Origin of the sequence: Deferribacter thermophilus, assembly GCF_049472675.1 — a bacterium.
Classification (GTDB): Bacteria; Chrysiogenota; Deferribacteres; order Deferribacterales; family Deferribacteraceae; genus Deferribacter; species Deferribacter thermophilus.
The window spans coordinates 40,210-64,530 of sequence record NZ_JAPNXM010000012.1 but is presented as its reverse complement, the minus strand read 5'-3'; the positions used below and the strand labels follow the sequence as shown (position 1 = coordinate 64,530).

The following is a 24,321-nucleotide window of genomic DNA, read 5'->3' as shown; positions in this document are numbered from 1 at the left end:
CTTGTTCTTTATCCTTCCCTGGTTTTCTATATCACTCTTTTCTAACTTTGTTAACATAATTTGAAACATACAATGACCCAAAAATGCCGTCTTTGCGAGCGTTAGCGAAGCAATCTGAGGTTCTAAGCTATTACTATTGTGCAACACCATCGATTATATAGAAGGGGGAAGTATGAAGAAGTTTGTTAGATTGTTATTCATTTTATCTATTTTGTTTTTATCGCTTGGGAAGTTGTTTGCTGTTGATTTGCAAAATATACCACCAGAGCTTTTAGAAAAGGCAAAACAAAACCCTGAACTCGTTCAACAATATTTAAATAATAAAAGTAATATTTCAACAAATCTTCTTTAGCTGATAGAAATAAAAATATAAAATCAAATGATTATATTCAAAGTGGTAAGAGAACAATGTATAAGCGATTTTATGATAATGATACTTATCAAGCATATTATTATGACAATGAAACTGTTGAAACAAATCCTTTTAAGATATTAGAAAAAGAAAAAATTAATTTTAATAATTTCAAGTTACAAGTAGGGGATTCTATTTTATTGGAATATTATAAAAATAATGAATTGATAGACAATCGTACTATTTTAATAAATTCACAAATAATGTACCTTCCTTATGTTGGTGAAGTTGATATACAAGAATTAAAGAACTTATCAGAGTTTTATAATAAGTTAAATGAAACTCTGAATAACCAAGGTATGAGTATTATCATAAAAGATATTAAACCTGGTATAATCTCTGTTGGAGTTTTTGGAGATGTTTTGTATCCAAGGTTTTATAATGTCGAGAGGACTAAAACAATTTTTGATGTTATTGGTTTATCGGGTGGTGCAAAGGATCTCAAAAAGATAAATACTATTTATATTTATAGGGATAACTCTATTTATGAAAAAATAAATTATAACAGCTTATTAAACGGAGATTTTAAGACAAATGTTTTAAAAGATGGTGATATAATAATTGTACAAAATAAAATAGAAAAAGAGACAGAAAAAGTCGATAAAACAAAAGATTTTGATTTGACATTTGACAATTTAACTGTTTTTGGTGCCGAAATCTTTAACTTTGATTATACAAGTCAAATACCTGATCAAAATGTGAATGTGGATGATAATTATATAGTTGGTGCTGGTGATACTCTAAATGTGTATTTATGGGGAAGAATCACTAAGACTTATAGTGTCCCTGTCGAAAATGATGGGACAGTTTTTATCAATGAAATTGGGAAAGTACAGGTAGCAGGGAAAAAACTCAAAGAGGTAAAAGAGATTTTAAAGGGGTATCTTGATTCTATTGAAGGTGTAAAAAGTGATGTCTCCATTGGAGCTTTAAAAACAATAAGGGTACTGGTAATTGGTGAAGTAAATAATCCAGGTTTTCAAACTATAAGTAATTTATCCACAGTGACTACAGCGATAGCTAAGGCAGGGGGGATTACAGACATTGCAGATATTAGAGATGTTATTGTGAAAAGAGGGGGGGAGGTCGTAGCTACTATTGATTATTATGATTTTATTCTCAAGGGTGATACAAGCAAAGATATTTATTTACAGCCAAATGATGTATTATTTATCCCAAGATCAAAAAATATGGTTTATCTTGCTGGTAGTGTAAAAAAGCCCGCTATATACACACTGAAAAAGGGGGAGCCTTTATCTAAACTAATAAAATTTGCTGGTGGGCTTACACCTGATGGTTATTCTAAAAGGATACATATAAAAAGACTTTACAATGATAAGCCATCTGAGGTCTTTGATATCTCTATAGATGAGGCAAACAAATTTTATTTGAAAGATGGGGATAAAGTTTTTGTTGCAAGTATTACAAAACCTAGCGAAGATTCTGTATTTTTATATGGTGAGGTTTATTTTCCTGGGCGTTATTCTGTTAAAAACAATAAAAGGTTACTTGATTTAATTAAAGATAAGTCAAACCTTAAATCTGAAGCATCTCTTGAATATGGATATATTAAAAGATTAAATCCTGAAACGAAAGAATATTATATAATCCCATTTAATCTTGAAGAAGCGTTTAATAACCCACAAGGAAGTCAAAATATAGCATTAAAGCCTCTTGATGAAGTTTATGTGGTCAATCGATTTGATATTAGGCCAAAAAATGTCGTGGAGATTAAAGGGGAGGTCCAAAATCCTGGTAGATACGAAGTTGAGGATAAAATTACCCTTTATGATGCCATTAACAAAGCTGGTGGGCTTACAACTGATGCATCAAAGGAATATATTGAAATTATAAGAAAAGGTGAAGGTAGATTTTTCACAAGGTTTGTTGGCTATAAAGATAGTAAATCTTTCTATTTACAAATTGATGATAAAGTTATTGTACATTCCATTTGGGAAAAGAATCTTAAAAAATATGTAAAAATAGATGGCGAAGTGCAAAATCCAGGAACTTATTTACTTACAGATAATATGACGATAAATGATCTTATCCTAAAAGCTGGTGGGCTTACAAAAGATGCTTATCTTGATTTATTTCATATCTATAGATTAAATGAGACAGATTTTAGCTATAGATTGTTAACCTTGAATTTGAAAACAGATTTAAGTTTTAAATTAAATGACAGAGATGAGGTAGTAATCCACAATTTTAGGGAATTTCACCCTGTGCAAACTGTTCAAATCATTGGAGAGGTAAATAAGCCAGGTGTGTATAATTATGCAGAAAATATGACACTTTATGATTTGGTAATAGCTGCAGGTAATGTGAAAGATAGTGCTTATCTTGATAGAGTAGAAATAGTGAGGATGACTGTTAATAAAGGTAAAACGGAGTATAATGTTTTGGATGTAAATCTAAATGATATTTTGAAAGGTGTAAAAACAGTTTATCTAAAACCTTATGATGTGGTAAAGGTAAGAAAGATATCTGACTTTAAAAGAGAAGATAAGGTAGTGATAAGTGGTGAAGTTTATTTCCCTGGTGAATTTGTCATAACAAAAGGGGAAAAACTTGCAGATGTTATATTGAGAGCTGGTGGTATAACTGAATATGGATATATAAAAAACATTATATTTAGAAGAAAATCTGTTAAAGAAATCCAGAAAAAAAGATTAAAAGAGCTTAGAGATAGATTGCAGGCAACACTCCTTACAGCATCAAGTCAAGAGATTGCATCATCATTGAGTCCAGAAGATATTGCTGCTCAAAAACAGCTTCAAACAAATTTACAACAAATAATAAAAAATTTAGACTCAGTAGAGCCAGAAGGAAGGGTTGTCATAAAGGTTAACAGTTTTGAGGAGCTTGTAAAAAGTCAATACAATTTTGAATTGGAAGATGGTGATGAAATAATAATCCCTAAAAGACCAAGTACTGTAAATGTTGTAGGTGAGGTATATAACCCTACTAGTTTTGCTTTTACTGATAAAGAACCTACAGTAGAGTACTATATAAATGCTTGTGGTGGTTTGACTGAGCTAGCCAGTGAAGATGATATTTTTGTGGTCAAAGGGGATGGTAGCGTTATTTCAAACAGGTTTATTAAGAAAAATTTCTGGTGGAAAGATATTTACGATGTGAAATTAGAGCCTGGTGATACAGTGGTTGTACCGAGAAAACTTGTTTTTCCAAATTATATGCGTGATATAAAAGATATTACTCAAATACTGTATCAGATAGCTACAACGGTAGCTGTGACAAAAGCGCTATTTTAATTAATTTAATTGGAGTAGGGTATGCAGGAGCAGATGGATAAAAATATAAAATATCAGCCTGATTATTTTGTGGAAGAAGATGAAATAGATTTAATAGAGCTATTTGCAGTTATTTGGCGAAGAAAAATCATGATTGGAGCAATAGTTTTAATTGCTTCTATTTTATCTGTAATTATTACAATAAATATGGATAATATTTATGAATCAAAAGCTGTGTTAAAGCCTACAGCAAGTGACAGCTCGAAACTTTCATCTTTGATGGGTAGTCTTGGTGGACTTGCAAGCCTTGCTGGGATATCAGTTGGTGGTGAAAGTGAAAATATATATAATGCAATGCAAAACTTGCTAAATAATCAGGAATTTATAGCAAATATTATTAAAAAATATCATTTTGAGAAAAAAATATTTGAGGATGACTATGATGAATTAATAAATGATGAAGAATTTAAGCAGAATTATAAATATTTTGTATATAAAAAAGTTAGTGATATGATTTCTATAAATCAGGATAAAAAAAGCAATTATATTACTTTATCTGTGCAGCACAAAGATCCAGCTTTTGCAAAAAAATTTGTTGAAATATTATTGTCTGAGCTAAGTGAAAAAATTAAGCAGACTGAGCTTGAAAATATCGATGAAAAGATAACCAATTTTAAGCAAGAGATGGAAAAAACATCTGATATAACACTTAAAACAAAACTTGCTGAGGTTATCTCATCTTTAATCCAATCAAAAGTTATTTCTAAAGCACAAAAATATTATGGTTTTACCATAATTAGTGAGCCGTATGTTCCAGATATTAAGGATAAAGTAAAACCTAAAAGAGCTCTTATCTGTATTGTTGCTTTTGTGACATCCTTTTTTATGGCTATATTCTTAGCATTTTTTCTTGAGTTTATAAAAAATATCCCCGAAGAGAAGAAAAAAATATTAAAAGGTGAAAGTAATGCTTAAGAAATTATTCATATCTTTATTAATTCTTTTTTTGTCAATCAATGTGTATGCAAAAATATTTAAAACTACAGATACAATGTCATTAGATAATGATTATTTTTATAGACTAATAGATAGAGCAAATGCGATCTCACCTTCTAAATATTTTACTGATAATTTTAAGCCTTATTCTGTAAGAGAGACAATAGTTCTATTAAATAATGATGAAAATTTAAAAGAGCTGTTTGTTATTGATAAAGACATAGAAAAAATATCAAAAAAAGCAAAATCTTTTTATAGTTTTCATTATAATAACAAAAAAATTTCCTTTAATCCTATACAGGAGGCAAATCTAAAATTAGATTACAGCACAAAAGAGAACACTAAATTTAACAATTCATTTGGCGCAGAATATGAAAATACCAATTATGATTTAAGGTTAAATGTAAAAGGTGGTTTACAGATAAAGGATTATTTTTTGTTATCTTATACATTTTCTCTGGAAAATAACGAAAACGATGATGTGAAATTGTCTCTTTATAGGTTTAATATTAAAAAGGGGGTTAAACATTTATCTATTTCTTTTGCAAAAGATAATATTGTTTTAGGGCCAGGTTATTTTGGTAATTTATTACTAAGTAAAAATATTAAACCAGAGTTGATGGTTTCAATAAAAACAGAGATCCCTTATGATTTAGGCTTTTTAGGAACTTTTAGATGGTACATGTGGCATATATGGTTTGATGATGATGAAAGGGTTAATAAAGACCCAAAGCTTTGGGGGATGAGATTATCTTTAAAGCCTGCGGATTGGTTTGAAATAGCTGGTAGTAGGATAATTTACTATGGAGGTAGTGGGAATCCTTCATACTCAAGTGTTTCAGATTACTGGAAGCTGTTTACAGCAAAAGATGAAAATACCGGTAATAAATGGGATACTGAGCAGATAGTGGGTGCAGATGCATCATTGTATTTGCCATTCCTTAAAAAAACAGGTTTTTTAAAAGGTGGTAAACTGTATTCTGAATATACATGGACTGATATAACAGCACCTTGGCAAACAGAGGATAAAGGTAAAGATTTTGCCCTTTTAGGAGCTAGTTATACTCAAGGTTTGTTCTTGACTACGGGTAGGACAGATTTACATTTTGAATATACAAAGATTTCAAGAATTAATTATAATAATCATAATTTTGCTCGTGATGGTTATACTGATGAAAAATATTTAATAGGCCATTATTCTGGAAGAGATTCTAAAAGTTTTTTCGCCGAAATTTATCATGAACTTAATGATAAATTTCATCTTTTCGTTGGTGGCGCATATATAAAAAGAGGGTTAAATTTACCAGAGCAACAAAAAGTAAAGATAGGTTATATTGGTACTAAATACTTTTTTACACCGAGAATAATATTAGATTTGAAAGCAAATTATGTAAAAGAAGATAAGGTTGATACCGATCCTTCTCCTGTTTATTATAACTTTGTTGATGACAAAAGAAGCTATACGCAAATTTTCTTTAATATTAAATTTATTCAATAATGATGAATTTTATTAAAAGAATTTTTACTATTTTTATATTTATTTTAGTAATTTTTTCATCACCTGCAAAGTGTTCTGATTTAGTAGAGACATCAGGGGATGTTGTTTTAGCATCCATTGTAGGTGCTTCTCTTGCAAATATATATTTTAAATCTGATAAAGAAGGTCTAAAACAGTATGGTTTAGGTTTTGGTACAAATATAGCAGCTACATACACTTTAAAATTATCTATTAATAAAAAAAGACCAAATGGAAAAAGTGGCTCTTTCCCTTCTGCCCATACATCAATAGCTTTTCAAAATGCTACATTTATTCATAAAAGATATGGTTTTTATAAAGCAATACCTTTTTATTTGGGTAGTGTTTATGTTACTTTTAGTAGAGTGGAGTCAAAAAATCACTATGTAGAAGATGTTATAGCTGGAGGGATATTAGGTGGTATAGTCAGTTATTTTATTACATCAAAATACAAAAATGTAAGTTTATCCCCTATTATTACCAATAAAATTTAAAGGGGTTAATTTTACATATAAATGGTAATGTATTATACCTCCTATTTATTTTATTACAAAATATTTTGCTTCGGGGTGATGCACTATTACAGCACTGGTTGAGTATTCTGGTACCATTTCGTAGTTTTCAGTAATAGACACTCCAAGTTCTTTTGCCTTTAATAGCTTGCAAATTAAAGCGTTCCCTTCTAAATCTGGGCATGATGGGTATCCAAAGCTATATCTTTTCCCTTGATACTTCATGTTTAAAATTTGCTCAATGGACAAATCTTCTTTTTCTATATTTAATTCCTTTCTAATTATATGGTGCCAGTATTCTGCCAATGCTTCGGTTAACTCTGTGAAGAATCCGTGATAAAGGAAGTATTCTTTGTATTTGTCAGATTTAAATAGTTGCTCTGTATATTTTACAGGGTTATCTCCTATTGTTACAAGTTGAATTGGTAGTACATCAAAAGTATCACTTTCTATATCTTTAAAATAATCTGCGATGCATAGATATGGCTCAGTTTTTTGTCTGGGAAATTTTATTGTTGATATATGATCTTCATTTTCATCAAATATTAAAAGATAATTACCATTACTCTTAACTTTGAAATACCCATAACTTACTTTTAAATCACATAAATTGTTTTCCAAAACATTTGATTTTATCTTCTCTAGCTCTGGATAAGCGACTTTTTGCAATAAATTGGTATATTCTTCTTCTAACATATCTTTCTTTTTGTAGCTCCATCTTGTATTAAAAAGAGTATTTAAGTTCATAAACTTTATTACTTCATCAAAACTAATATCAGTTACAACCTTTGTCCCATAAAAAGGTGGAACAGGTGGGTTATCCACTGGTTTTATATCACTTCTCATCTCTTCATCCCCCTCGATATCTTTTACAGCAGTTTCTTTAACCCCTTTTTTTATATTTGTTGAAAAGCTTTCATGATTTTTATCTTGGGATAAATATTTAATAGCATCAAAGGCATCTCTACAGTAAAAAACTTTCCCTTTTAGTATTGGTTCACATTCATTTTTGACATACCCTTCCGTTAGAGCAGCACCACCTAAAAGTATTTTGATATCTAATCCAGCGCGTCTAATCTCTTCTATATTCTCTTTCATTACAATGGTGGATTTTACAAGAAGCCCGCTCATACCTATAGCATCTGCGTTTGTCTCTTTTGCTTTTTTAATCATTTCTTCAACAGGAACTTTTATTCCAAGATTATAAACCTTGTATCCATTGTTAGAAAGTATAATATCAACAAGATTTTTCCCTATATCATGCACATCCCCTTTTACAGTTGCTAAAACAATAACACCTTTATTTTCTTCACCCTTTTTATCCATAAATTTTTCAAGATACATAACACATTTTTTCATAACTTCTGCAGATTGTAGCACAAAAGGTAAAAGCATCTTTCCAGCACCAAAAAGATCTCCAACCTCTTTCATGGCTGGAATAAGTAAATTGTTAATTATATCAATAGGTTTGTATGATTGTAAAAGTTGATCTAAAATTGATTCTAATTTTGATTTATCACCAGAGATTAGTTTATTTTTAAGCTGTTCTTCTACCGGTATATTTTCTAAAATTTCATTATCTATCTTTTTAGTGTGTTTTGAAAAATATTCTAAAAAATCGTTAAGGGCGTTCTCTTTATTGTAAATTAGATTTAGGCAGAGGTTAAGTTCTGTTTCATTTATTTTGTGTATCGGGATAATTTTTGCAGGGTTTACAATAGCAAGGTCAAGTCCACATTTAACAGCTTCTTGTAAAAAAACAGAGTTTAATACTTCTCTTGACTGTACAGATAATCCAAAGGAAACATTGCTAATCCCTAAAACAGTTTTAGCTCCTAATAGATTTTCTTTTATTAATTTGATTGCGATAAGGGTTTCTTTGGCTGCATTTTTCAGTATCTCATCGCCACTTCCTATGGAAAAAGTTAATGGATCAAAAATGAGATCTTCAGGATTAAGGTTATACTCATTTGTCCAGATAGAATAAATTCTTTTTGCAATCTCAAACTTTTTATCAGCTGTCATTGCCATCCCTTCTTCATCAATTGTAAGGGCTATGACAGCTGCAGGATATTTTTTTACTATATTTAAAATTTGATGAAGTTTTACACCACCATCTTCAAGATTTATTGAGTTTATGACTGGTTTACCTGCGTATCTTTTTAGTGCTTCCTCAATTACTTTTGGCTCTGTGGAGTCAATTACAAGCGGAATATTTAAACTGTTATTCAACATACTAACAAATTTTGACATATCACTTACTTCGTTCCTACCAGCATAGGCTACGCATACATCTAGTAAATGAGCACCTTTTGCCTCTTGTTCTTTAGCAACGGCAAGCATTCCGTCAAAATCATCAGCTATTAACAATTCTCTAAAGGCTTTGCTTCCATTTGCATTGGCTCTTTCACCTATCAAAGATGGGGGAGGATCTTGTCTGAGCTTTGTAGAAGTGTATAAACTAGCAACCTCACCAGTATAACTGTATTTTGGTTTTTGTTTTGGTTTAAAACTGTTTGCAACCAGTCTAAGAGCAGCGATATGTTCATAAGTTGTCCCACAACAGCCACCAATAAAGTCTATATTAAACTTTTCACATAAATCAGCCATAATTTCAGCCATTTTTTCAGGTGATAAATCATACACAAATTTTCCATTTATATTTTGAGGTAGACCTGCATTAGGAATACAAGAGATTTTTCTATCCCAAAGTTTTGCAAGCTGATTTAAAGGTTCATACATCATATCAGGGCCTATTGCACAATTTATCCCTAAAGAATAGATGGGATAATCTCTCAAAACAGTAGTTACGGCAGACAGATCGGTGCCAAGTAACATTGTCCCGTTTTGCTCTATTGTTACAGATACGGAAACTGGTAGTTCAATTTGTTTCTCCGATAATATATCAAATGCTGCAATGATAGCAGCTTTTATCTGTAGTAGATCTTGGCAAGTTTCAATTAATAATAAATCAACGCCACCATCAATAAGTCCAGATATTTGCTCTTTGTACATCTTATACAAATCGTCAAAGCTTATTTGTGATAAACTTGGCAATTTAGTCCCTGGGCCAATGGAACCAGCTACAAATTTGTTTTCAAACTTTTTGGCAGCACTCTTTGCAATTTGAGCAGCTTTTAAATTTATTTCATATACTTTATCTTCTAAACCATATTCAGATAAAACTAATCTTGATGCACCAAAACTATTTGTTTCTACGATATCTGCACCTGCATCAAAAAACTTTGTATGTATCTCTTCTATTAATTCAGGAAATGTTAGGTTTAAAATCTCATTACACCCTTGTTTGCCAGCCCATTTGTCGGCTGGGATATCATATTGTTGTATAGTAGTTCCCATCCCACCATCAAATAATAAAATCTTATCTGCTGCATAATCTTTTAACATGATTACCTCAGTGCGTTTTTGGTATTTAACAGTGTTGTTTAATGATTTCAATTAGTTTTGAATATTTTTATAAAATTCTTTTAATAATTCTATATAGGTATTTGGGATATCTAAATCATTTTTACCTTTCCAGCTTAATGAAATGCTATTATCTGGGAATAGTTCCTTTGATAAGTATTCTATGTAATTCAAAGTTTCTATCAATTTATTATTTTTAAAAAAATCTTCTTTGTTTTTCATTTTAATAGGGCAATTTTGAACAAACATTTTATAAAAAAGGTGATATTTTTCATTTAAAACCAATATTAATGTTTCTTTATCATATTTTAGTCTGCCGCAATATTCTGCGGAAATAAGAATAGTCAATATATACTCTATTAAAAACTTATAATCTTCATCATTACTATCATTTGTGATCAAATACAAATAAAGTGCCAAAAGTAAGCCTGAAACTTTTTGAATAATTTCATCAAAATATGAAGTTTCAAACCAACTCAATAACGGTTTTATAGATTTAATATAGGCAACAGCGGAAAGCAATCTCATTTCAAGGTCTGTTTCGATATCAGTTATGTTAACGGTGTTGTTAATATTTTTAAGAGCTAAATTTATCTTTTCTATGGTTTCAGAGTCTAAAGAGGTATAATCTCCGTCATAAAGAATGTCAAAAATGGTTCTAAACCAAGTGTCTCTTAAAGTGATAAAATCGCTTACTCTAGAAAATTGTTTAAGCCTGTTTAATTCGGAAGGTTCTTTTATAAATTTTTCTATTTTTGAAGTTAATTGGTTGACATTGTCTTTTATGATATAACCATCTATTCCAAGTTTTAAAAGTTCGATTACTATCTCTTTTTCTGCTACACTTGTTAGCATTATAACAGGTAAATCAGAATAGTAGCTTATACTTTTTAACTCTTTTAAAAAAATATTTCCTGATTTTATTGGCATTTTAACATCTAATAATAAAAGGTCGATTATATTTTTTTCTAATATTTTTTCCGCCTCTATTGGGTTATCAGCTGTATAGATAATAATATCGCTGAATTTCTTTTGAATTTCTTCTTTTATATTTTCTTGAATGAACTTTGAATCATCTACTAATAAAATTGTTGTCATTATGTATCCTTAATGTATAATTTAAATATGAGTGTTAATTTATTTTATATAAAAAATATTGGTTTTGCAATAAGTTTGAAGACAGTACTTTTTACTAAAAGTATAACCAAGATTTCAAAACTTCCAGGTCTTACACCCCCTCTAATATCTTTTTATTTATACAGTGATAATGTTGTTCCTGTCTATAACTTGGGACATTTTTTTAATGAAAATAATACACAATTTGTAAATCTTATTTTTTTAACAAATAGTAATAAACTTATATCATTTGCTGCAGATGATTTGGATATGGCTGATAACTACTCCTTAGAAAGTTGTAAAGAAGCTAGTAGTTTATCTTTTGTAGAAAAGGACAATTTACTGATTTACAAAGGTAAAAAGCATTTTATAATAGATTCAAAAAAGGTTTTTTATGCAAAGGAATTACTTTTAAGTGAAAGTTAATAGGAGGATGTCATGAATAGAGTTTTATATAACAAATATGTTCAAAGGGTTACGATAATTTATATAATTTTTTCTTTATTTTTTATTTATTCATCCACAGTATATTTTTATAAATATTTTAAAGAAAAGTATGAAAAGAATGTAGAGTTTGAAAAAATAAAGTTTGTTAATTTATTGTCATCAAAGGAGCAGGAAAATATAGCTATTTTAAAAGAGATTATTGATAAAGATTTAAAAAAGGTATCTTTATCAGAAAGCTTTTCTGTTGTAAAATTTCGAAAAAATAATGATGATAATTTTTTACCTATAGAAGTAATTAATGCTAGCAAAACATACCCAATTACAAAAAAAGCTCTTATTTATAGTAACTTAGTTTTACATAAACCTATTACAATTATAACTGGAGAAAAAAATAAGCTTTTTGTGAATACTTTTTATAGATTGGATGTAGATAATTTATATTTGATTAGTCAGTTATTGGTTATTAAAAATAGTAAATACGACATAAATCCTTATTATTCATCAATAAATGACCCTGCCAGAGTTGATGTGGATAATCCTTTGTTATAGGCAAATCAGATTTCCGTTTCAAATGGAGGGAGTATAACGCTCAATATAGTATTATTTATTGCTTTGATGGGGATTTTGTTTTTGATTGGTTTGTGGGGTATTATTAGGTATTTAAGTTGTTTTTATGAAGAATCCCAGACCATTAAAAAGGTTATGGCTGATCTATCAAACAAAAGAATTTTAGATGTTAATGAAAGTGAATTACCTGCTGAGTTAAAAGAGCTCTATGATGCCTTTAAACAGGAGATAAACTTTTTAGACGAGAAGAGTAAACTTTTTGAAGGTATTGTAAGATCTACTACCAATTTAGTAATTTTAAAAAATAACGAGGATAAGGTGCAGTTTGTATCAGATTCTGTATATAAGTTTTTTGGGGTAGATGCGAATGATCTTAACAATATTCTTAACCTTAAAGAATTTAATGAATTTTTAAATATTATAAATGAGTTAAATGATAATGAAGAATTAACCTTTTCTGGTCACACTTTTATAGTTCGCAAAAGAGTAGATTTTCGAAATAATACAATTTATATATTAACTAATGTTACCAAATACTACCGCGAAATTGATGAGCTGAGAAAAAGGTATCAAAATCTTAAAAAGTATTTAGAAAATATAGAGTCAACAATTTATGAATTAACCTCAATTTCAAACGAGTTGAAATCTACAGTAGTCACTACATCTTCCTCATTATCAGAGCAGAGTTCAGCATTATCGGAAATTAGTTCAGCTTTAGATGAAATAAGGAATGTGGTTAAAAATTTGGATAACGCTTTGGAAAAAATCAATAATCTGATTGACAATATAGAAGATAACAGTAGTGAAAATATTGAAAAGTTGCTAGAATTTGAGAAGGTTATTGATAAAATAAGTGATTCTGCTAATACGATTTCAAATGAGATAGCAGCACTTTCTGAAAGAGCTTACAATGTAACATCTTTTGTCGAAAATATTTTTGATATTGCAAATCAAACAAAGATATTAGCTATAAATATAGCTATTGAAGCAGCAAAATCTGAAGAGGGATCAGGAAAATTTACCGTTATAGCTTCAGAAGTAAAAGAGTTAGCTCAAAAGGTTGAATCCTTATCCAATGATATAAAGAAGATAGTAACAGATATGACTACAAGTGTGAACAAAACTACTATGACTACAGAGGAATCGATAAAGAATATTATTCGTTCAAAAGAGTATTTTAATCCATTGAAAAAATTGATGTTTGACAATAAAGATGCTGTGGAAAAGATAGCTAAAAATATTTCAGATATAAATGAATCATTTAAAGATCATGCGATAGGTATAAATGATATTGCAACGACAATAAAAGATATTTCTCAATCAATTTTGGATATTACAAAATCTAGCGAAGAAACCAAAGCTTCATCTTCTATAATTTCAGAAAATATTGTTAGGTTGAGAGAAATTTTAAAGCACATAGATAATGAATAATAGATTAAAAGAGATATTCTTATCAGAATCATTAGAGCACTGTAATAATATATTGGAAGCTTCAAGTAATCTTTTGGATATAAATCTGCGCTCTCAAAACCTTGAACTTATTGCAAGATATCTCCACACGATAAAAGGTTCATCTCGAATGATGGGGTATAAGACATTTTCAAATTTGATACATACGATTGAAGATAAAGTTAAAGAAGCAAAAAGTAGAGATGAGATAATAAATGAATCCTTTGTAAACTTTTTAAAATCAATTACTAAAAAGCTAATTGAAATACTAAAATCAATAGATAGTTATAGCGATTCAGATTTGAATGATTTGATATTACAAATTAATAGTGCTAAAGATTTTTCAAGCTTTTACATACAAGATAAAGTAGAAGATAATAAACATGCTACAGAGATTATCGAAAAAGAAAATATAAGATCAAACATTTATAAAATACATGAAAATGATATTAACGCACTTATTCAAAATTTATACAGTTTATTAGTTAACTCTGAGCATATAAAAAATATATCAAATGATTTTGTCACTTTTTTTGAAGATTTTTTAAATAAAATAAAAAACAATATTAATTTTATAGAAAATAGCAAAGTTAAAGAAATTTTAACAAATATCGTTAGTGACACTTATGTAAATTTTACTAAGAAGAAACTAAATTTATTGGAAAACTCACGGTATTTGCACAATCAGGCTGATTATTGTCATAAAAGTGCTTTATCTTTCAAAATGTTTGAATTTAAAGATATCTTTGATGTAATAAAAAATAGCACATTGGAGATTGCAAAAGAGCTTGGTAAGGAAATAAAATTTATCATAAAAGGGGAAGATGTAAAGCTTGATAAAGATGTATTATTAAAGCTTCAAGAACCTCTTATACATATTTTAAGAAATGCAGTGGATCATGGTATAGAAAAGGTTTCTGAGAGGATAAAAAACAATAAATCACCTGAAGGGATTCTCGAAATTGAGTGTATTAGTGAAGGGGGAAATGTTAAAATAGTTGTTAAAGATGATGGAAGAGGTATTGATATAGAAAATATCAAGAAAAAAGCTGATGAAATTGGGATAAAAACAGATAAGATGGCAGATATAGAAATAGCTCATTTAATTTTTCAACCATCATTTTCTACAAAGAGAAATGTCTCTGATTTGTCAGGAAGAGGTGAAGGGTTAAGCATCGTAAAAGAAGTTATGAATGAATTGGGTGGTAGGGTAGATATCGATTTTGAAAAAGGGAAATTTACAAAAATAATCCTGACAGTGCCAGTAAGCTTTATGGAGATTGGTGTATTACTTTTTAGTTATGCTGGTTATCAGTTTGCAGTATTTGAGAATCTTATAGAAAGAATTGAGTATTTAGATGAAAAGAGAATTTTCCATAGTGATAATGGGATGTTTTACGGGTTTAATGGTAATAATATAAAATTTCAATATACATCTGATCTGTTAAAATGTGATAATGACGCTAATAATTTTATAATATTTTTGAATTATAGAGGAAATATTTTTGGAATTACAGCAAGTAATATATTTGGTATCGTAAAAAGAAGGTTGTATAAATATGATGATTACATAGAGAAACAGGCTTTTTTTTCACATTTGATTTTTGAGACAGAAGATTATTTTATCCCAGTTCTTGATGTGGATTATATCTTTGAGCAAATAAATAAAATTGTAAGCATTAAAAAGGTTGCTAAAGTAGAAATCACTAAAAGATCTAAAATACTTTTGGTTGAAGATTCCTTTGCTACCAGAGAGCTGGAAAAGCATATTTTACTTGCAAACGGTTTTGATGTTATTGAGGCTTATAACGGTAAAGAGGCATTAAATATTTTTAATGACAGAGATGATATAGATTTGATTATTTCAGATATAGAGATGCCTGAAATGGATGGTTTTACATTAACAAAAAGTATAAGAACAGGTATTCAAAGTCCAAATATTCCTATTATATTAGTTTCAACATTATCTGATAAAGAAAGTATTGATATGGGGCTGAGAGCTGGAGCAAACTATTTTATAACAAAATCAGAATTTTCTGGTGAAGATTTTATAAATAAAATAAAGGGGTTATTGGGTGTCAAAGATTAATGTACTGATTGCTGATGACTCAATTTTTATTAGAGAAGCTTTAAAAAGTATGCTGGAGGAATCTGGGGAAATAGGGGAGATTTTTCTTGCTGAAAATGGGAAACAGGCAATAGAAATCTGTGGTGAAAAGAGAATTGATGTAGTTCTTATGGATCTTGATATGCCTGAGTTAAATGGAGAGGTAGCTTCAAGGGTTATTTTCGAAAATTATAAACTGCCAATTATAGTAATTACTGCTCTTGATAGTGCTATGATTAAACATGCTTTTGGTTTGATTCAAAATTTTTGTATTGATGTAGTAAATAAGCCAGAAGCGTTTAGTAAAGAGTTTCAGGATATACTTTTAAGAAAGATAAAAAATGCAAGCACTATTAATTATAAATCAAAAAGGGTCTTGGAAGAGTTAAAAAGTAAAACCTACGAAATCATTTTACCTGATAAAAATGTATCAAATAATTTGTTTGTTTTTGCTATGTCCACAGGTGGTCCAAAAATCAAACCGTTAATCTTAAAGCAGATAGAAGCGATAAATGCACCCTTTGTTTTAATTCAGCATATTGAGCCAGAGATGTTTGAAGGTTATATAGAATGGATAGAGAGCAAAACCTCAAAAGAGGTTATTAGTGTCGATTATGAAATATCATTTGAGCAAAAGGATTGTATCTATATATTAAATCCCAAGTATCATACAGAGTTGTATAAAAGAGACTCTATATATTTTAAATTGCAAAGAATTTCTAAAATTGATTTATATACTCCCCCAGCAGATCCTTTTGTAGTTAGTGCTGCAAAAATTTTTAAAAGTAATATTAGATTTTTTGTATTTACTGGGATGTGTTCTGATGGATTAGAAGGAGCAAAAGCAGTTAAAGAGAATGGTGGTAAAGTGTTTTGTCAAAAGCCAGAAGAAGCGTTGGTTAGCACTATGCCTCAATCTGTAATTAATGCAGGCTATTGTTATAAGGTCTTTAGTGTGGCAGATTTAAGTAAGGTCATTGTCTATGAATCCTGAAAATTTTAATAAGTTATGTGAAAAAATTGAAAAGACTTCAGGTTTTAGGGTTTATGGCCTTTATGAAAATAATTTAAAAAATATAATTTCAAATTACGCTTCGTTTATGATGGCAAATGAAGATGAGCTTATTGATTTGGCACTTAATAGCAGTAAAACTATAGAACAACTTATAGATGCTCTATTAGTAAATGAAACATACTTTTTTAGACATTCTTATCAATTTGACATATTAAGAGATCATATTTTACCAGAATTAAGAAAAGAAAAATCATTTATAAAAATCTGGTCAGCAGGCTGTTCAACAGGGTGTGAGCCATACACAATCGCTATGATTATTGATAGATATTTCCCATCTATGAAAGACAATGTTTATATTATTGGCACTGACTTATCTATGCAAGCTATAGATATTGCAAGAGAGGGTGTTTTTTCAAAGTGGCATATTAGGAATATGGATAAGAGCTATCTGAAGTTGTACTTTGATAATACAGAAAACAAATATTTTCTAAAAAAAGAAATAAAGAACATGGTTACATTTAAAAGACATAATTTATTACAGGATAGCTTTATTACGGATTGCAGTATTATATTTTGTAGGAATGTTTTGATATATTTTAATGAAAAGAATATAAAAAAGATTTTAAGAGATTTTATAGATAATTCTCTAATACAAAATGGCTACTTATTTTTAGCACCTGGGGAATTTCACTTATTACATCAAAGTGGCTATGAAACAATTTTACTAAATGATAATTTAGTTTTTAAAAAGTCGAAAAATAAAGTAGAATCAAAACCTTTTGAAAAAACGAGTTCGAATACTTTAAAAAAGAAATACGAAAAAGAACTTGTGTTAAAAAATGTAAAATCGATGGAGCTTTTAGGAAACAAAGATGAGACTATAAATTATATAGAAAATATACAATCAGAAACAGGAGAGATTGATAAGGAGCTTTTAAAAGAGGAGATACTTGTTTATTTGAATAATAAAGATTTTTACTGTTTTGAGAAAAGGTTGAGAGAATATAAAGATTTTTTAAGTGAGGATGAATACTACTTTTTAAAAGGGATTTCTAAATATCAAGAAAAAAAACTTGATGAGGCTATAGATTTTTTGCGTAAAGCTGTTTTACTAAAAGATGATTATATTTACAATCTTTTTTTAGCTTTTGCACTTATAGCAAAAAACGATTTCAAAACTGCAAAATATTTTTTAAACATGGCTTTAAGCTTACTTGATAAAGAAAGTAGCTTTGAGTCTTTAATTGAAAGAGAGATAGCAAAAAAAATTATTATAAAATATTTGCACATATTATAAAAGTGAGGTGAAGTATGATTAATGAAAAATTTACAGTGGTTGCTATCGATGATGAAGAATCGATACTGATAAATGTGGAGAAAAAACTTAAAAAGTTCTTTGAATGTGAAGTGAATAGTTTTACAGACCCAGATGAAGCAGTTGAATTTATCAAAAACAACAAAGTTGATTTGATTTTACTTGATGTTTTAATGCCCAAAAAAAGCGGTTTTGAAGTATTAGAAGAGTTGAAAAATGATAAAATTACAAAAGATATTCCAGTTATAATGCTTACTGTTAGAGCGGATGCAGAGGCAATTGATGAAGCATTTGAAAGAGGTGCTGATGATTATATCATAAAATCATCTTATGAAAACGAATTTTTAGCAAGAGTAAAAAGGATTTTAAAAGCAAAAAAAATGGAAAGAGAGCTTTTAAATTATGAACGAGATAAAGTGGCACTTCAGCTTGGTGGTGGTATTGCTCATCATTTTAATCAACCGTTGACAGTTTTAACTATGGGTTTTGAAATAATACGAACCATATTATCCAATAAACACCCTGAAGCTTTGCAAGAAATAGAGAGATATTTAAAGATGTGCGAGGATTCAACTGAGAGGATTTCAAAACTTGTGGATAAACTTTCATCTTTGAAAAAGTACGATACTATGCGATATGTGGGTGATTTAGAAATTATCAATTTATCAGTTGATAATATTAACAATAAAAAGGAGGATTAATAGCAATCAGTTAGTGCGCCATCTACCAGTATGGATTGACCTGTGATATAGCTGTTAGCTTTTGAGCACAAAAAAACCACTAATTTTGCAAATTCTTCAGCGTTTCCGTATCTGCCAAGAGGTGTATTTTTTGCATTTTTTGATTGATATTCTTCTAAAGATAATCCTTCCTTTTTTGCCTTTATTGAATCCAAATAATTGACCCTTTCTGTTGAGATTTTACCAGCTCCAACAGTGTTTACCAAAATATTATATTTTCCAAATTCCCTGCTGAGCGATTTAGAAAGCCCCATAATGGCAGTTCTAAATGTATTTGAAAGTATAAGGTTATCTATCACTTTTTTTATAGATGATGAAGCATTGTTTACTATTCTACCAGAGCCGTTTTTTTTCATGTGAGGCAATACTGCTCTGATAGTTCTTATGTAGCTAAGAAGTGTCAAGTTGAATGCATTTAACCAATCTTCATCATTAAAATCTTCAAACTTGCCTGCTGGGGGACCACCAGTATTGTTAAAAAGTGCAAAAATTTGCCCATATTTTTCTACAATATAGTTTACTGCAAGTTGAATATCATCAGGGTTTGTGATGTCACCTTTAAAATAATCAGGTTTATTTTTTGTAATGTCGTAAATATTGTTAGATGCTTTTTTAAGTTTTTCTTCATTTCTGCCAAAAATTACAACATTTGCACCTTCTTTTGCAAACTCTAAAGCCACTGCATAACCCAGTCCAGATGTGCCAGCCATAACCAAAACTGTTTTATTTTCTAAGCCTAAATGCATAAAAACCTCCTTTAAGAGAATATATGAAGAAATCTTTTTGTTTCAATAACATTTATAAAAGTTAGATATATCTAACATAGTTATTGATACCTAATTATTTGTTTGCTATATGACGCTAAAAATAAATAAGGGAGGTTAAGATGATATCATTTGTAATTACTTTTAGAGAAACACTTGAGGCGGCTTTGATCGTAGGGATAATTTTTGCTTATTTAATTAGGACAAATAATGAAGATTATAAGCGATATGTCAATTTTGGTATTGTAGCAGGAGTTGTTGCTTCTCTTGTTGGAGCATTTATTTTTAATGTTATTGCAGGTGGTTTTGAAGGGAAAGCAGAAGAGATCTTTGAAGGGGTTACTATGGTTGTAGGCTCTCTGTTAATCATTACCGTAGTTGCATGGATGGCAAATAAAAAGAATATTGCAGATGAAATTAGAGAAAAAGTTGATGTTGCTTTATCTTCGGGCTCTGCATTAAGTTTGCTTTTGCTGGTTACCTTTTCAATTTTAAGAGAGGGGATTGAGACTGTAATATTTTTAAATGCATCAATGAAAGATGCAGGTTTGATACAAGCATTTTTTGCTTTAGCTGGTATTTTGGTTGGTGTTATAACTGGTTATGTAGTTTATAAAGGGCTATCAAAGGTAAATTTGAAAACTTTATTCAATGCTTCTTCTGTTTTATTAATATTGTTTTCTGCTGGTTTATTTGCTCATGGAATTCATGAGCTTCAAGAGGCTGGAGTAATACCTGTTATAATAGAGCATGTATGGGATATTAATCCAGCATCTGAAACACATCTTTTACATGAAAAGGGGCTGATAGGTAGCTTTTTAAAGAGCTTGTTTGGCTATAATGGTAATCCATCTTTAATCGAAGTTTTAAGCTATGTGTTAACACTGATTACAGGAGTGTTTATCTGGAGGAGAAAATCATTTAGTTAAACATTAAGCTCCTGGTCTTTATTTTAGGCCAGGAGTTTTTTATTATCTATTTTTTATTGTAAAATTTTAATTTTAACTCATTTTATCCTTTATAGATTTATGGAGGATAAGATGAAACTTATAAAAATTTTGTTAGTATTTTTTATATTTATAAGTGTTTCTTTTGCTGGAAGTAATATTGAGTATCAGTATGATGGGAAAACTTATCAGGGTTACTATTCAGAAGTTAATAAGAGTTCTCCTTTAATTTTTATGGTTCATGACTGGGATGGAATCACAGATTATGAAATAAAAAGAACAGAGATGTTAAATAAATTGGGGTATTCTGTATTTGTTATTGATATGTTTGGTAAAGGGGTTAAGCCTGTTACAATTGATGAAAAGAGAGCTCTTACCGGTGCTCTTTATAAAAACAGAATGAAAATGAGAGGGATTTTGAATTCAGCCATTGATAAAGCAAAATCAATAGGTGCAAATGTTAAAAATGCTGTTGTAATGGGGTATTGTTTTGGCGGTGCAGTTGTGTTGGAGCTTGCAAGAAGTGGTGCTGATTTTAAATCGTTTATAACATTTCATGGTGGTTTAGCAACTCCACCTGGACAGGATTATTCAAAAACAAAAGGGGAAATACTTGTTTTCCATGGAAGTGCAGATAAAGCGGTAAAAATAGAAGATTTTGCCAATCTTGTAAAAGAGTTAGAAAAATACCATATAAAACACGAAATGATTACATATAGCGGCGCACCTCATGCTTTTACAGTGTTTGGTAGTAAGCGCTATAGAGAGGATGCAGATAAGAAATCTTGGAAAAGATTTACAGAATATCTAAAAGAGATTTTTAGTATGTAAATATATACGGAGAGGGAGGGATTTGAACCCTCGGAGCCATAAAAGTGGCTCACCTGATTTCGAGTCAGGTCCGTTAAGCCAGGCTCCGGCACCTCTCCAAATTCTCATTGTTATTTTATAGATGTGGATAGAAACATCAACAAAAATTATTTTTTGGGTGAAAAAGTATTGAAAAAAAATTATTATTGTATTATATAGTGCTTCGCCCTAAATGGAGGGGTGGCCGAGTCCGGTTTAAGGCGGCGGTCTTGAAAATCGCTGTGGGTGATGAGCCCACCGGGGGTTCGAATCCCTCCCCCTCCGTTTTTTTTGTTAGGAGAGGTGGCCGAGTAGGTCGAAGGCGCTCGCCTGCTAAGCGAGTGAACCCCCAAAAGGGGTTCCGCGGGTTCGAATCCCGCCCTCTCCGTTATTTATCTTTCTAACTATCTGATAATAAAAGAATCTAAAAATGATGATGTTTAAAAGGGACGAAATAGGGACGTAAAATGTCCATTATAGTCTTCCATATTCGACTATTTTAAAAGCATAATAGTAACAAAATAGTCAAATTCTCACAAAAATTATTTTAAAAATTTAAGCATAGTGCAATTAATTTTGTGTAAGAATTTTATCCTTCTGTAATCTATCATAAAGAATATAAAATTTAATATAAATGTAAAAAAGATATAAAGAAAATTATTGACTTAAAATCAATTTAGCATTATAAGAGCTATTCAAGATAAAGAAAAGGAGTAGGAAGATGGCTAAGTATGCTTTATTATTTATCAGTTTAGTGTTTTTTATAGCTTGTTCTCAAAACACAATGAAAGAGGATACAGCTACAACAAATTCTGAGCCTGTTAAAAAGCAGGAAACAGTTATAAATAACGCCCAAAATGAAAATACACAGAAAAAGGTTGAGAAAAGAATTGTTGTTCCTGATGAAGTGGCTAAGATGTTTAAAAGTGTTTTAATTACGGTTAAAGATAATATAGAAAAGAAGGATTTAGATACAGAAATCATTATTGGACAGACTTCTGAAGTTTCTGGTACACCATTAGCTATTGAAGTAGAAGCATTTTTACCAGATTTTGTAATGGATGAAACTGGAGTTATGACTTCTAAAAGTGTTGATGAGAATAACCCTGCTGTAAAAGTTAAAATATACAAAAATAAAGAGTTAGTTTTTGATGGTTGGGTATTTGGTAAATTCCCTGAGATGCATGCTTTTACTGATGATAGATACTCTATAGTTTATAAAGGTGCTGTAAAAAAATAATTAAAAAAAGTAGTGGAATAGCCAGTCTAATCGCCCTCTTTTTAAAAAATACATTCCACTATATTTCATTATCTCTTTAATTTTTTGCCTGTATTCAGGCTTATAGCAGTGTATATGGCAGTGTTTACATTGAGGTTTGGGATCGAGAGGGCACTTTTCGTTCCTTTTTAAAGCGTATTGTAGAAGTTCAAAACAATCTTTACAATAACCATCTTTATATACTGCAACCCCTTTTTTTAGATGATTTTTTTTACAATAAACTTTTATAAATTTTTTTAAAATCTTAGCATCTTTTTTTACCCTTTTCTCTTTACTCATTTCTCTTTTGAACATAATCAAAACCTCTAAATGTTTTTGTGTTAGTTTAGTGCTTCCCCCTTTAAATGAGGAGAAAGCACATAAAATTTTAGTAATTTATCCCTGCAGCTTTAATATTTTCTGGATCATAAGCATGACAAGGTGTTACTCCATAAGTCATATTGCAATTTGGGCATCTTGCTTCAAAAGTTTCCATTACAAATTCGGTATTGCAATTTTCACAAACCTTTTTCATTGGGATAGGCATGTATTGATTACTAAACCCCATAGCTCTAAGTTTGTCTACAATTTGTTTTCCATTTTCAAATATTCCGCTGCATCCTTCATGCATGATAACCTCCTTTCGTTTAAATATTATTTATTATTTCACCATCTCTTAATTTATTTCTAACGGCTAAAAGTTTGTTATCTATCTCTTCTAAATAGGGTAAAATAGCTTTTTCCTCTTTTGTTGTTTCTATGATTTTATTAACTTTACCATTTTTGATTACCAATCTTTTATCAGCAAGTAATGCAAGAATAGGATCGTGTGTTGACATAATTACAATTTTGTCCTGTTTGACTAAAAGTTCTAAAGCTTTTTTTCTATTAATCCCTGCATTTTCTATTTCGTCAATTAATACTATTGGTGATTTTGATAAAAGTGCCGTGTCTGCAATCATCAAAGCTCTTGATTGTCCACCACTCAAGGAAGTTATTGGTGCATCAAGATCGAATTGTTCGCCGGCAAGTTCATTTGCAGTATTGAATATTTCCATCACTATTTTATCTGTATTTAACACCATCCTACTTTCAGCATGAAGATAAAGGAACTCTTTAACTGTCAGATCTACTACAAAATTCATATTTTGTGATAATTGGGCTACTAATTTTTTATCAGTTGCATATCTAAGTTCTAATGGTGGTTTTTTGCCATTTATTAACACAGTTCTTTTAGTAATGGTGTCTTTTTGCGCTAACCACTCTATATCAGCAAGGAGTCTACTTTTTCCAGAACCAGTGGGCCCAACAACTGATATTATCTCGCCTTTGTGGATTGTTATCTCTAAATTCTCTTTGTTGCCATGCTTATCATATCCACCTATAATTGTTAAAGTATCAACTGCGTATATATCCTCTTCATCTTTGATCTCTTCAATTTCTTGAATTAAAGAAAAAATAGTTTGTTTTATCTCATCTATTGTAACTCCATGCTCTTGTAGGGAATCTTCATTTAAAGAGCTTAAAAATTCATCAAGCTCAAGATCAAGATTTTCTATTTTAATGTTATAGCTTTCTAATATATCATTTATATAAGGGTGCTTTTCCAACAAAACTCCTATTTTCATAAG

General features: G+C 29.9%; 21 protein-coding genes and 3 tRNA genes. 17 read left to right on the top strand and 7 right to left on the bottom strand.

Going from position 1 to position 24,321, the window contains the following annotated elements; all coding sequences use genetic code 11:
- Positions 1 to 172 precede the first annotated feature (172 nt).
- The 5 genes from OWM07_RS09930 to OWM07_RS09910 are packed head-to-tail and all read left to right on the top strand — an operon-like array spanning position 173 to position 6,672.
- Positions 173 to 352, top strand: coding sequence for a hypothetical protein (locus OWM07_RS09930; protein ID WP_423303565.1), 180 nt, complete (start codon positions 173 to 175; stop codon positions 350 to 352).
- Positions 353 to 408: 56 nt separating this feature from the next.
- Positions 409 to 3,687 (top strand): SLBB domain-containing protein, encoded by a 3,279-nt coding sequence (locus OWM07_RS09925; protein ID WP_423303564.1) that lies wholly within the window; start codon positions 409 to 411, stop codon positions 3,685 to 3,687.
- Between the two features lie 33 nt (positions 3,688 to 3,720).
- Positions 3,721 to 4,641: a Wzz/FepE/Etk N-terminal domain-containing protein gene (locus OWM07_RS09920; RefSeq protein WP_423303563.1), complete on the top strand. Its 921-nt coding sequence runs from the start codon at positions 3,721 to 3,723 to the stop codon at positions 4,639 to 4,641.
- Positions 4,634 to 6,160: a capsule assembly Wzi family protein gene (locus OWM07_RS09915; protein WP_423303562.1), complete on the top strand. Its 1,527-nt coding sequence runs from the start codon at positions 4,634 to 4,636 to the stop codon at positions 6,158 to 6,160. Before OWM07_RS09920 ends, OWM07_RS09915 begins: the two co-directional genes overlap by 8 nt.
- Positions 6,160 to 6,672, top strand: a complete 513-nt coding sequence (locus tag OWM07_RS09910; protein WP_423303561.1) for a phosphatase PAP2 family protein — start codon at positions 6,160 to 6,162, stop codon at positions 6,670 to 6,672. Before OWM07_RS09915 ends, OWM07_RS09910 begins: the two co-directional genes overlap by 1 nt.
- 45 nt (positions 6,673 to 6,717) lie before the next feature.
- On the opposite strand, the gene metH is transcribed toward OWM07_RS09910, so the two are convergent.
- Entirely contained in the window at positions 6,718 to 10,098 is a 3,381-nt protein-coding gene (gene metH / locus OWM07_RS09905) for a methionine synthase (protein ID WP_423303560.1), read from the bottom strand.
- 51 nt (positions 10,099 to 10,149) lie between these two features.
- Positions 10,150 to 11,214 carry a response regulator gene (locus OWM07_RS09900; protein WP_423303559.1) on the bottom strand — a complete coding sequence of 355 codons (1,065 nt, stop codon included), beginning with the start codon at positions 11,212 to 11,214 and terminating at the stop codon, positions 10,150 to 10,152.
- A 27-nt stretch (positions 11,215 to 11,241) separates the two neighbouring features.
- On the opposite strand from OWM07_RS09900, the gene OWM07_RS09895 reads away from it, so the two are divergent.
- The 7 genes from OWM07_RS09895 to OWM07_RS09865 all read left to right on the top strand — a co-directional run bounded on the left by OWM07_RS09895 (position 11,242) and on the right by OWM07_RS09865 (position 18,833).
- A complete protein-coding gene (locus OWM07_RS09895) occupies positions 11,242 to 11,658 on the top strand; it encodes a CheW domain-containing protein (RefSeq protein ID WP_423303558.1) in 417 nt (138 codons plus the stop codon).
- A 12-nt stretch (positions 11,659 to 11,670) separates the two neighbouring features.
- Complete coding sequence (locus OWM07_RS09890) at positions 11,671 to 12,228, top strand: hypothetical protein (protein WP_423303557.1); 558 nt, start codon at positions 11,671 to 11,673, stop codon at positions 12,226 to 12,228.
- Between the two features lie 81 nt (positions 12,229 to 12,309).
- Positions 12,310 to 13,677 carry a methyl-accepting chemotaxis protein gene (locus OWM07_RS09885; protein ID WP_423303556.1) on the top strand — a complete coding sequence of 456 codons (1,368 nt, stop codon included), beginning with the start codon at positions 12,310 to 12,312 and terminating at the stop codon, positions 13,675 to 13,677.
- On the top strand, positions 13,670 to 15,784 hold the full coding sequence (locus OWM07_RS09880; protein WP_423303555.1) for a hybrid sensor histidine kinase/response regulator: 2,115 nt from the start codon (positions 13,670 to 13,672) through the stop codon (positions 15,782 to 15,784). The genes OWM07_RS09885 and OWM07_RS09880 overlap by 8 nt, the downstream gene beginning before the upstream one ends.
- Positions 15,771 to 16,796 (top strand): chemotaxis protein CheB, encoded by a 1,026-nt coding sequence (locus OWM07_RS09875; protein ID WP_423303554.1) that lies wholly within the window; start codon positions 15,771 to 15,773, stop codon positions 16,794 to 16,796. The genes OWM07_RS09880 and OWM07_RS09875 overlap by 14 nt, the downstream gene beginning before the upstream one ends.
- Positions 16,786 to 18,114 (top strand): CheR family methyltransferase, encoded by a 1,329-nt coding sequence (locus tag OWM07_RS09870; protein ID WP_423303553.1) that lies wholly within the window; start codon positions 16,786 to 16,788, stop codon positions 18,112 to 18,114. The genes OWM07_RS09875 and OWM07_RS09870 overlap by 11 nt, the downstream gene beginning before the upstream one ends.
- 14 nt (positions 18,115 to 18,128) lie before the next feature.
- Positions 18,129 to 18,833 carry a response regulator gene (locus tag OWM07_RS09865; protein WP_423303552.1) on the top strand — a complete coding sequence of 235 codons (705 nt, stop codon included), beginning with the start codon at positions 18,129 to 18,131 and terminating at the stop codon, positions 18,831 to 18,833.
- Here OWM07_RS09865 and OWM07_RS09860 read toward each other — a convergent pair.
- Positions 18,830 to 19,618, bottom strand: coding sequence for an SDR family oxidoreductase (locus OWM07_RS09860; protein ID WP_423303551.1), 789 nt, complete (start codon positions 19,616 to 19,618; stop codon positions 18,830 to 18,832). The genes OWM07_RS09865 and OWM07_RS09860 overlap by 4 nt on opposite strands.
- Positions 19,619 to 19,758: 140 nt before the next feature.
- On the opposite strand from OWM07_RS09860, the gene OWM07_RS09855 reads away from it, so the two are divergent.
- The gene (locus OWM07_RS09855; protein ID WP_423303550.1) at positions 19,759 to 20,565 is read left to right on the top strand and encodes an FTR1 family iron permease; all 807 of its coding nucleotides are present in this window, start codon (positions 19,759 to 19,761) and stop codon (positions 20,563 to 20,565) included.
- 111 nt (positions 20,566 to 20,676) lie between these two features.
- Positions 20,677 to 21,414 carry a dienelactone hydrolase family protein gene (locus OWM07_RS09850; protein WP_423303549.1) on the top strand — a complete coding sequence of 246 codons (738 nt, stop codon included), beginning with the start codon at positions 20,677 to 20,679 and terminating at the stop codon, positions 21,412 to 21,414.
- A 7-nt stretch (positions 21,415 to 21,421) separates the two neighbouring features.
- Here OWM07_RS09850 and OWM07_RS09845 read toward each other — a convergent pair.
- Positions 21,422 to 21,512: transfer RNA gene (locus OWM07_RS09845), tRNA-Ser, on the bottom strand.
- 115 nt (positions 21,513 to 21,627) lie between these two features.
- Between OWM07_RS09845 and OWM07_RS09840 the strand changes: the two genes are divergently transcribed.
- From OWM07_RS09840 to OWM07_RS09830, 3 genes are all read left to right on the top strand, one after another.
- Positions 21,628 to 21,717: transfer RNA gene (locus OWM07_RS09840), tRNA-Ser, on the top strand.
- A gap of 12 nt (positions 21,718 to 21,729) precedes the next feature.
- A tRNA-Ser gene (locus OWM07_RS09835) sits at positions 21,730 to 21,820 on the top strand.
- Between the two features lie 333 nt (positions 21,821 to 22,153).
- The gene (locus OWM07_RS09830; RefSeq protein ID WP_423303548.1) at positions 22,154 to 22,672 is read left to right on the top strand and encodes a hypothetical protein; all 519 of its coding nucleotides are present in this window, start codon (positions 22,154 to 22,156) and stop codon (positions 22,670 to 22,672) included.
- Here the strand turns inward: OWM07_RS09830 and OWM07_RS09825 are convergent, their stop codons facing one another.
- From OWM07_RS09825 to OWM07_RS09815, 3 genes are all read right to left on the bottom strand, one after another.
- Entirely contained in the window at positions 22,673 to 22,990 is a 318-nt protein-coding gene (locus tag OWM07_RS09825) for a nitrous oxide-stimulated promoter family protein (RefSeq protein WP_423303570.1), read from the bottom strand.
- 88 nt (positions 22,991 to 23,078) lie between these two features.
- On the bottom strand, positions 23,079 to 23,321 hold the full coding sequence (locus tag OWM07_RS09820; protein WP_423303547.1) for a hypothetical protein: 243 nt from the start codon (positions 23,319 to 23,321) through the stop codon (positions 23,079 to 23,081).
- 16 nt (positions 23,322 to 23,337) lie between these two features.
- Positions 23,338 to 24,318: an ATP-binding cassette domain-containing protein gene (locus OWM07_RS09815; protein WP_423303546.1), complete on the bottom strand. Its 981-nt coding sequence runs from the start codon at positions 24,316 to 24,318 to the stop codon at positions 23,338 to 23,340.
- Positions 24,319 to 24,321 lie beyond the last annotated feature (3 nt).

Coding starts and splice junctions, on each gene's coding strand:
- OWM07_RS09815 (WP_423303546.1), bottom strand. CDS start 24,318: ATGAAAATAGGAGTTTTGTTGGAAAAGCACCCTTATATAAATGATATA.
- metH (WP_423303560.1), bottom strand. CDS start 10,098: ATGTTAAAAGATTATGCAGCAGATAAGATTTTATTATTTGATGGTGGG.
- OWM07_RS09870 (WP_423303553.1), top strand. CDS start 16,786: ATGAATCCTGAAAATTTTAATAAGTTATGTGAAAAAATTGAAAAGACT.
- OWM07_RS09850 (WP_423303549.1), top strand. CDS start 20,677: ATGAAACTTATAAAAATTTTGTTAGTATTTTTTATATTTATAAGTGTT.
- OWM07_RS09855 (WP_423303550.1), top strand. CDS start 19,759: ATGATATCATTTGTAATTACTTTTAGAGAAACACTTGAGGCGGCTTTG.
- OWM07_RS09925 (WP_423303564.1), top strand. CDS start 409: ATGTATAAGCGATTTTATGATAATGATACTTATCAAGCATATTATTAT.
- OWM07_RS09860 (WP_423303551.1), bottom strand. CDS start 19,618: ATGCATTTAGGCTTAGAAAATAAAACAGTTTTGGTTATGGCTGGCACA.
- OWM07_RS09900 (WP_423303559.1), bottom strand. CDS start 11,214: ATGACAACAATTTTATTAGTAGATGATTCAAAGTTCATTCAAGAAAAT.
- OWM07_RS09910 (WP_423303561.1), top strand. CDS start 6,160: ATGATGAATTTTATTAAAAGAATTTTTACTATTTTTATATTTATTTTA.
- OWM07_RS09890 (WP_423303557.1), top strand. CDS start 11,671: ATGAATAGAGTTTTATATAACAAATATGTTCAAAGGGTTACGATAATT.
- OWM07_RS09920 (WP_423303563.1), top strand. CDS start 3,721: ATGGATAAAAATATAAAATATCAGCCTGATTATTTTGTGGAAGAAGAT.
- OWM07_RS09895 (WP_423303558.1), top strand. CDS start 11,242: ATGAGTGTTAATTTATTTTATATAAAAAATATTGGTTTTGCAATAAGT.
- OWM07_RS09880 (WP_423303555.1), top strand. CDS start 13,670: ATGAATAATAGATTAAAAGAGATATTCTTATCAGAATCATTAGAGCAC.
- OWM07_RS09930 (WP_423303565.1), top strand. CDS start 173: ATGAAGAAGTTTGTTAGATTGTTATTCATTTTATCTATTTTGTTTTTA.
- OWM07_RS09825 (WP_423303570.1), bottom strand. CDS start 22,990: ATGAGTAAAGAGAAAAGGGTAAAAAAAGATGCTAAGATTTTAAAAAAA.
- OWM07_RS09820 (WP_423303547.1), bottom strand. CDS start 23,321: ATGCATGAAGGATGCAGCGGAATATTTGAAAATGGAAAACAAATTGTA.
- OWM07_RS09865 (WP_423303552.1), top strand. CDS start 18,129: ATGATTAATGAAAAATTTACAGTGGTTGCTATCGATGATGAAGAATCG.
- OWM07_RS09830 (WP_423303548.1), top strand. CDS start 22,154: ATGGCTAAGTATGCTTTATTATTTATCAGTTTAGTGTTTTTTATAGCT.
- OWM07_RS09915 (WP_423303562.1), top strand. CDS start 4,634: ATGCTTAAGAAATTATTCATATCTTTATTAATTCTTTTTTTGTCAATC.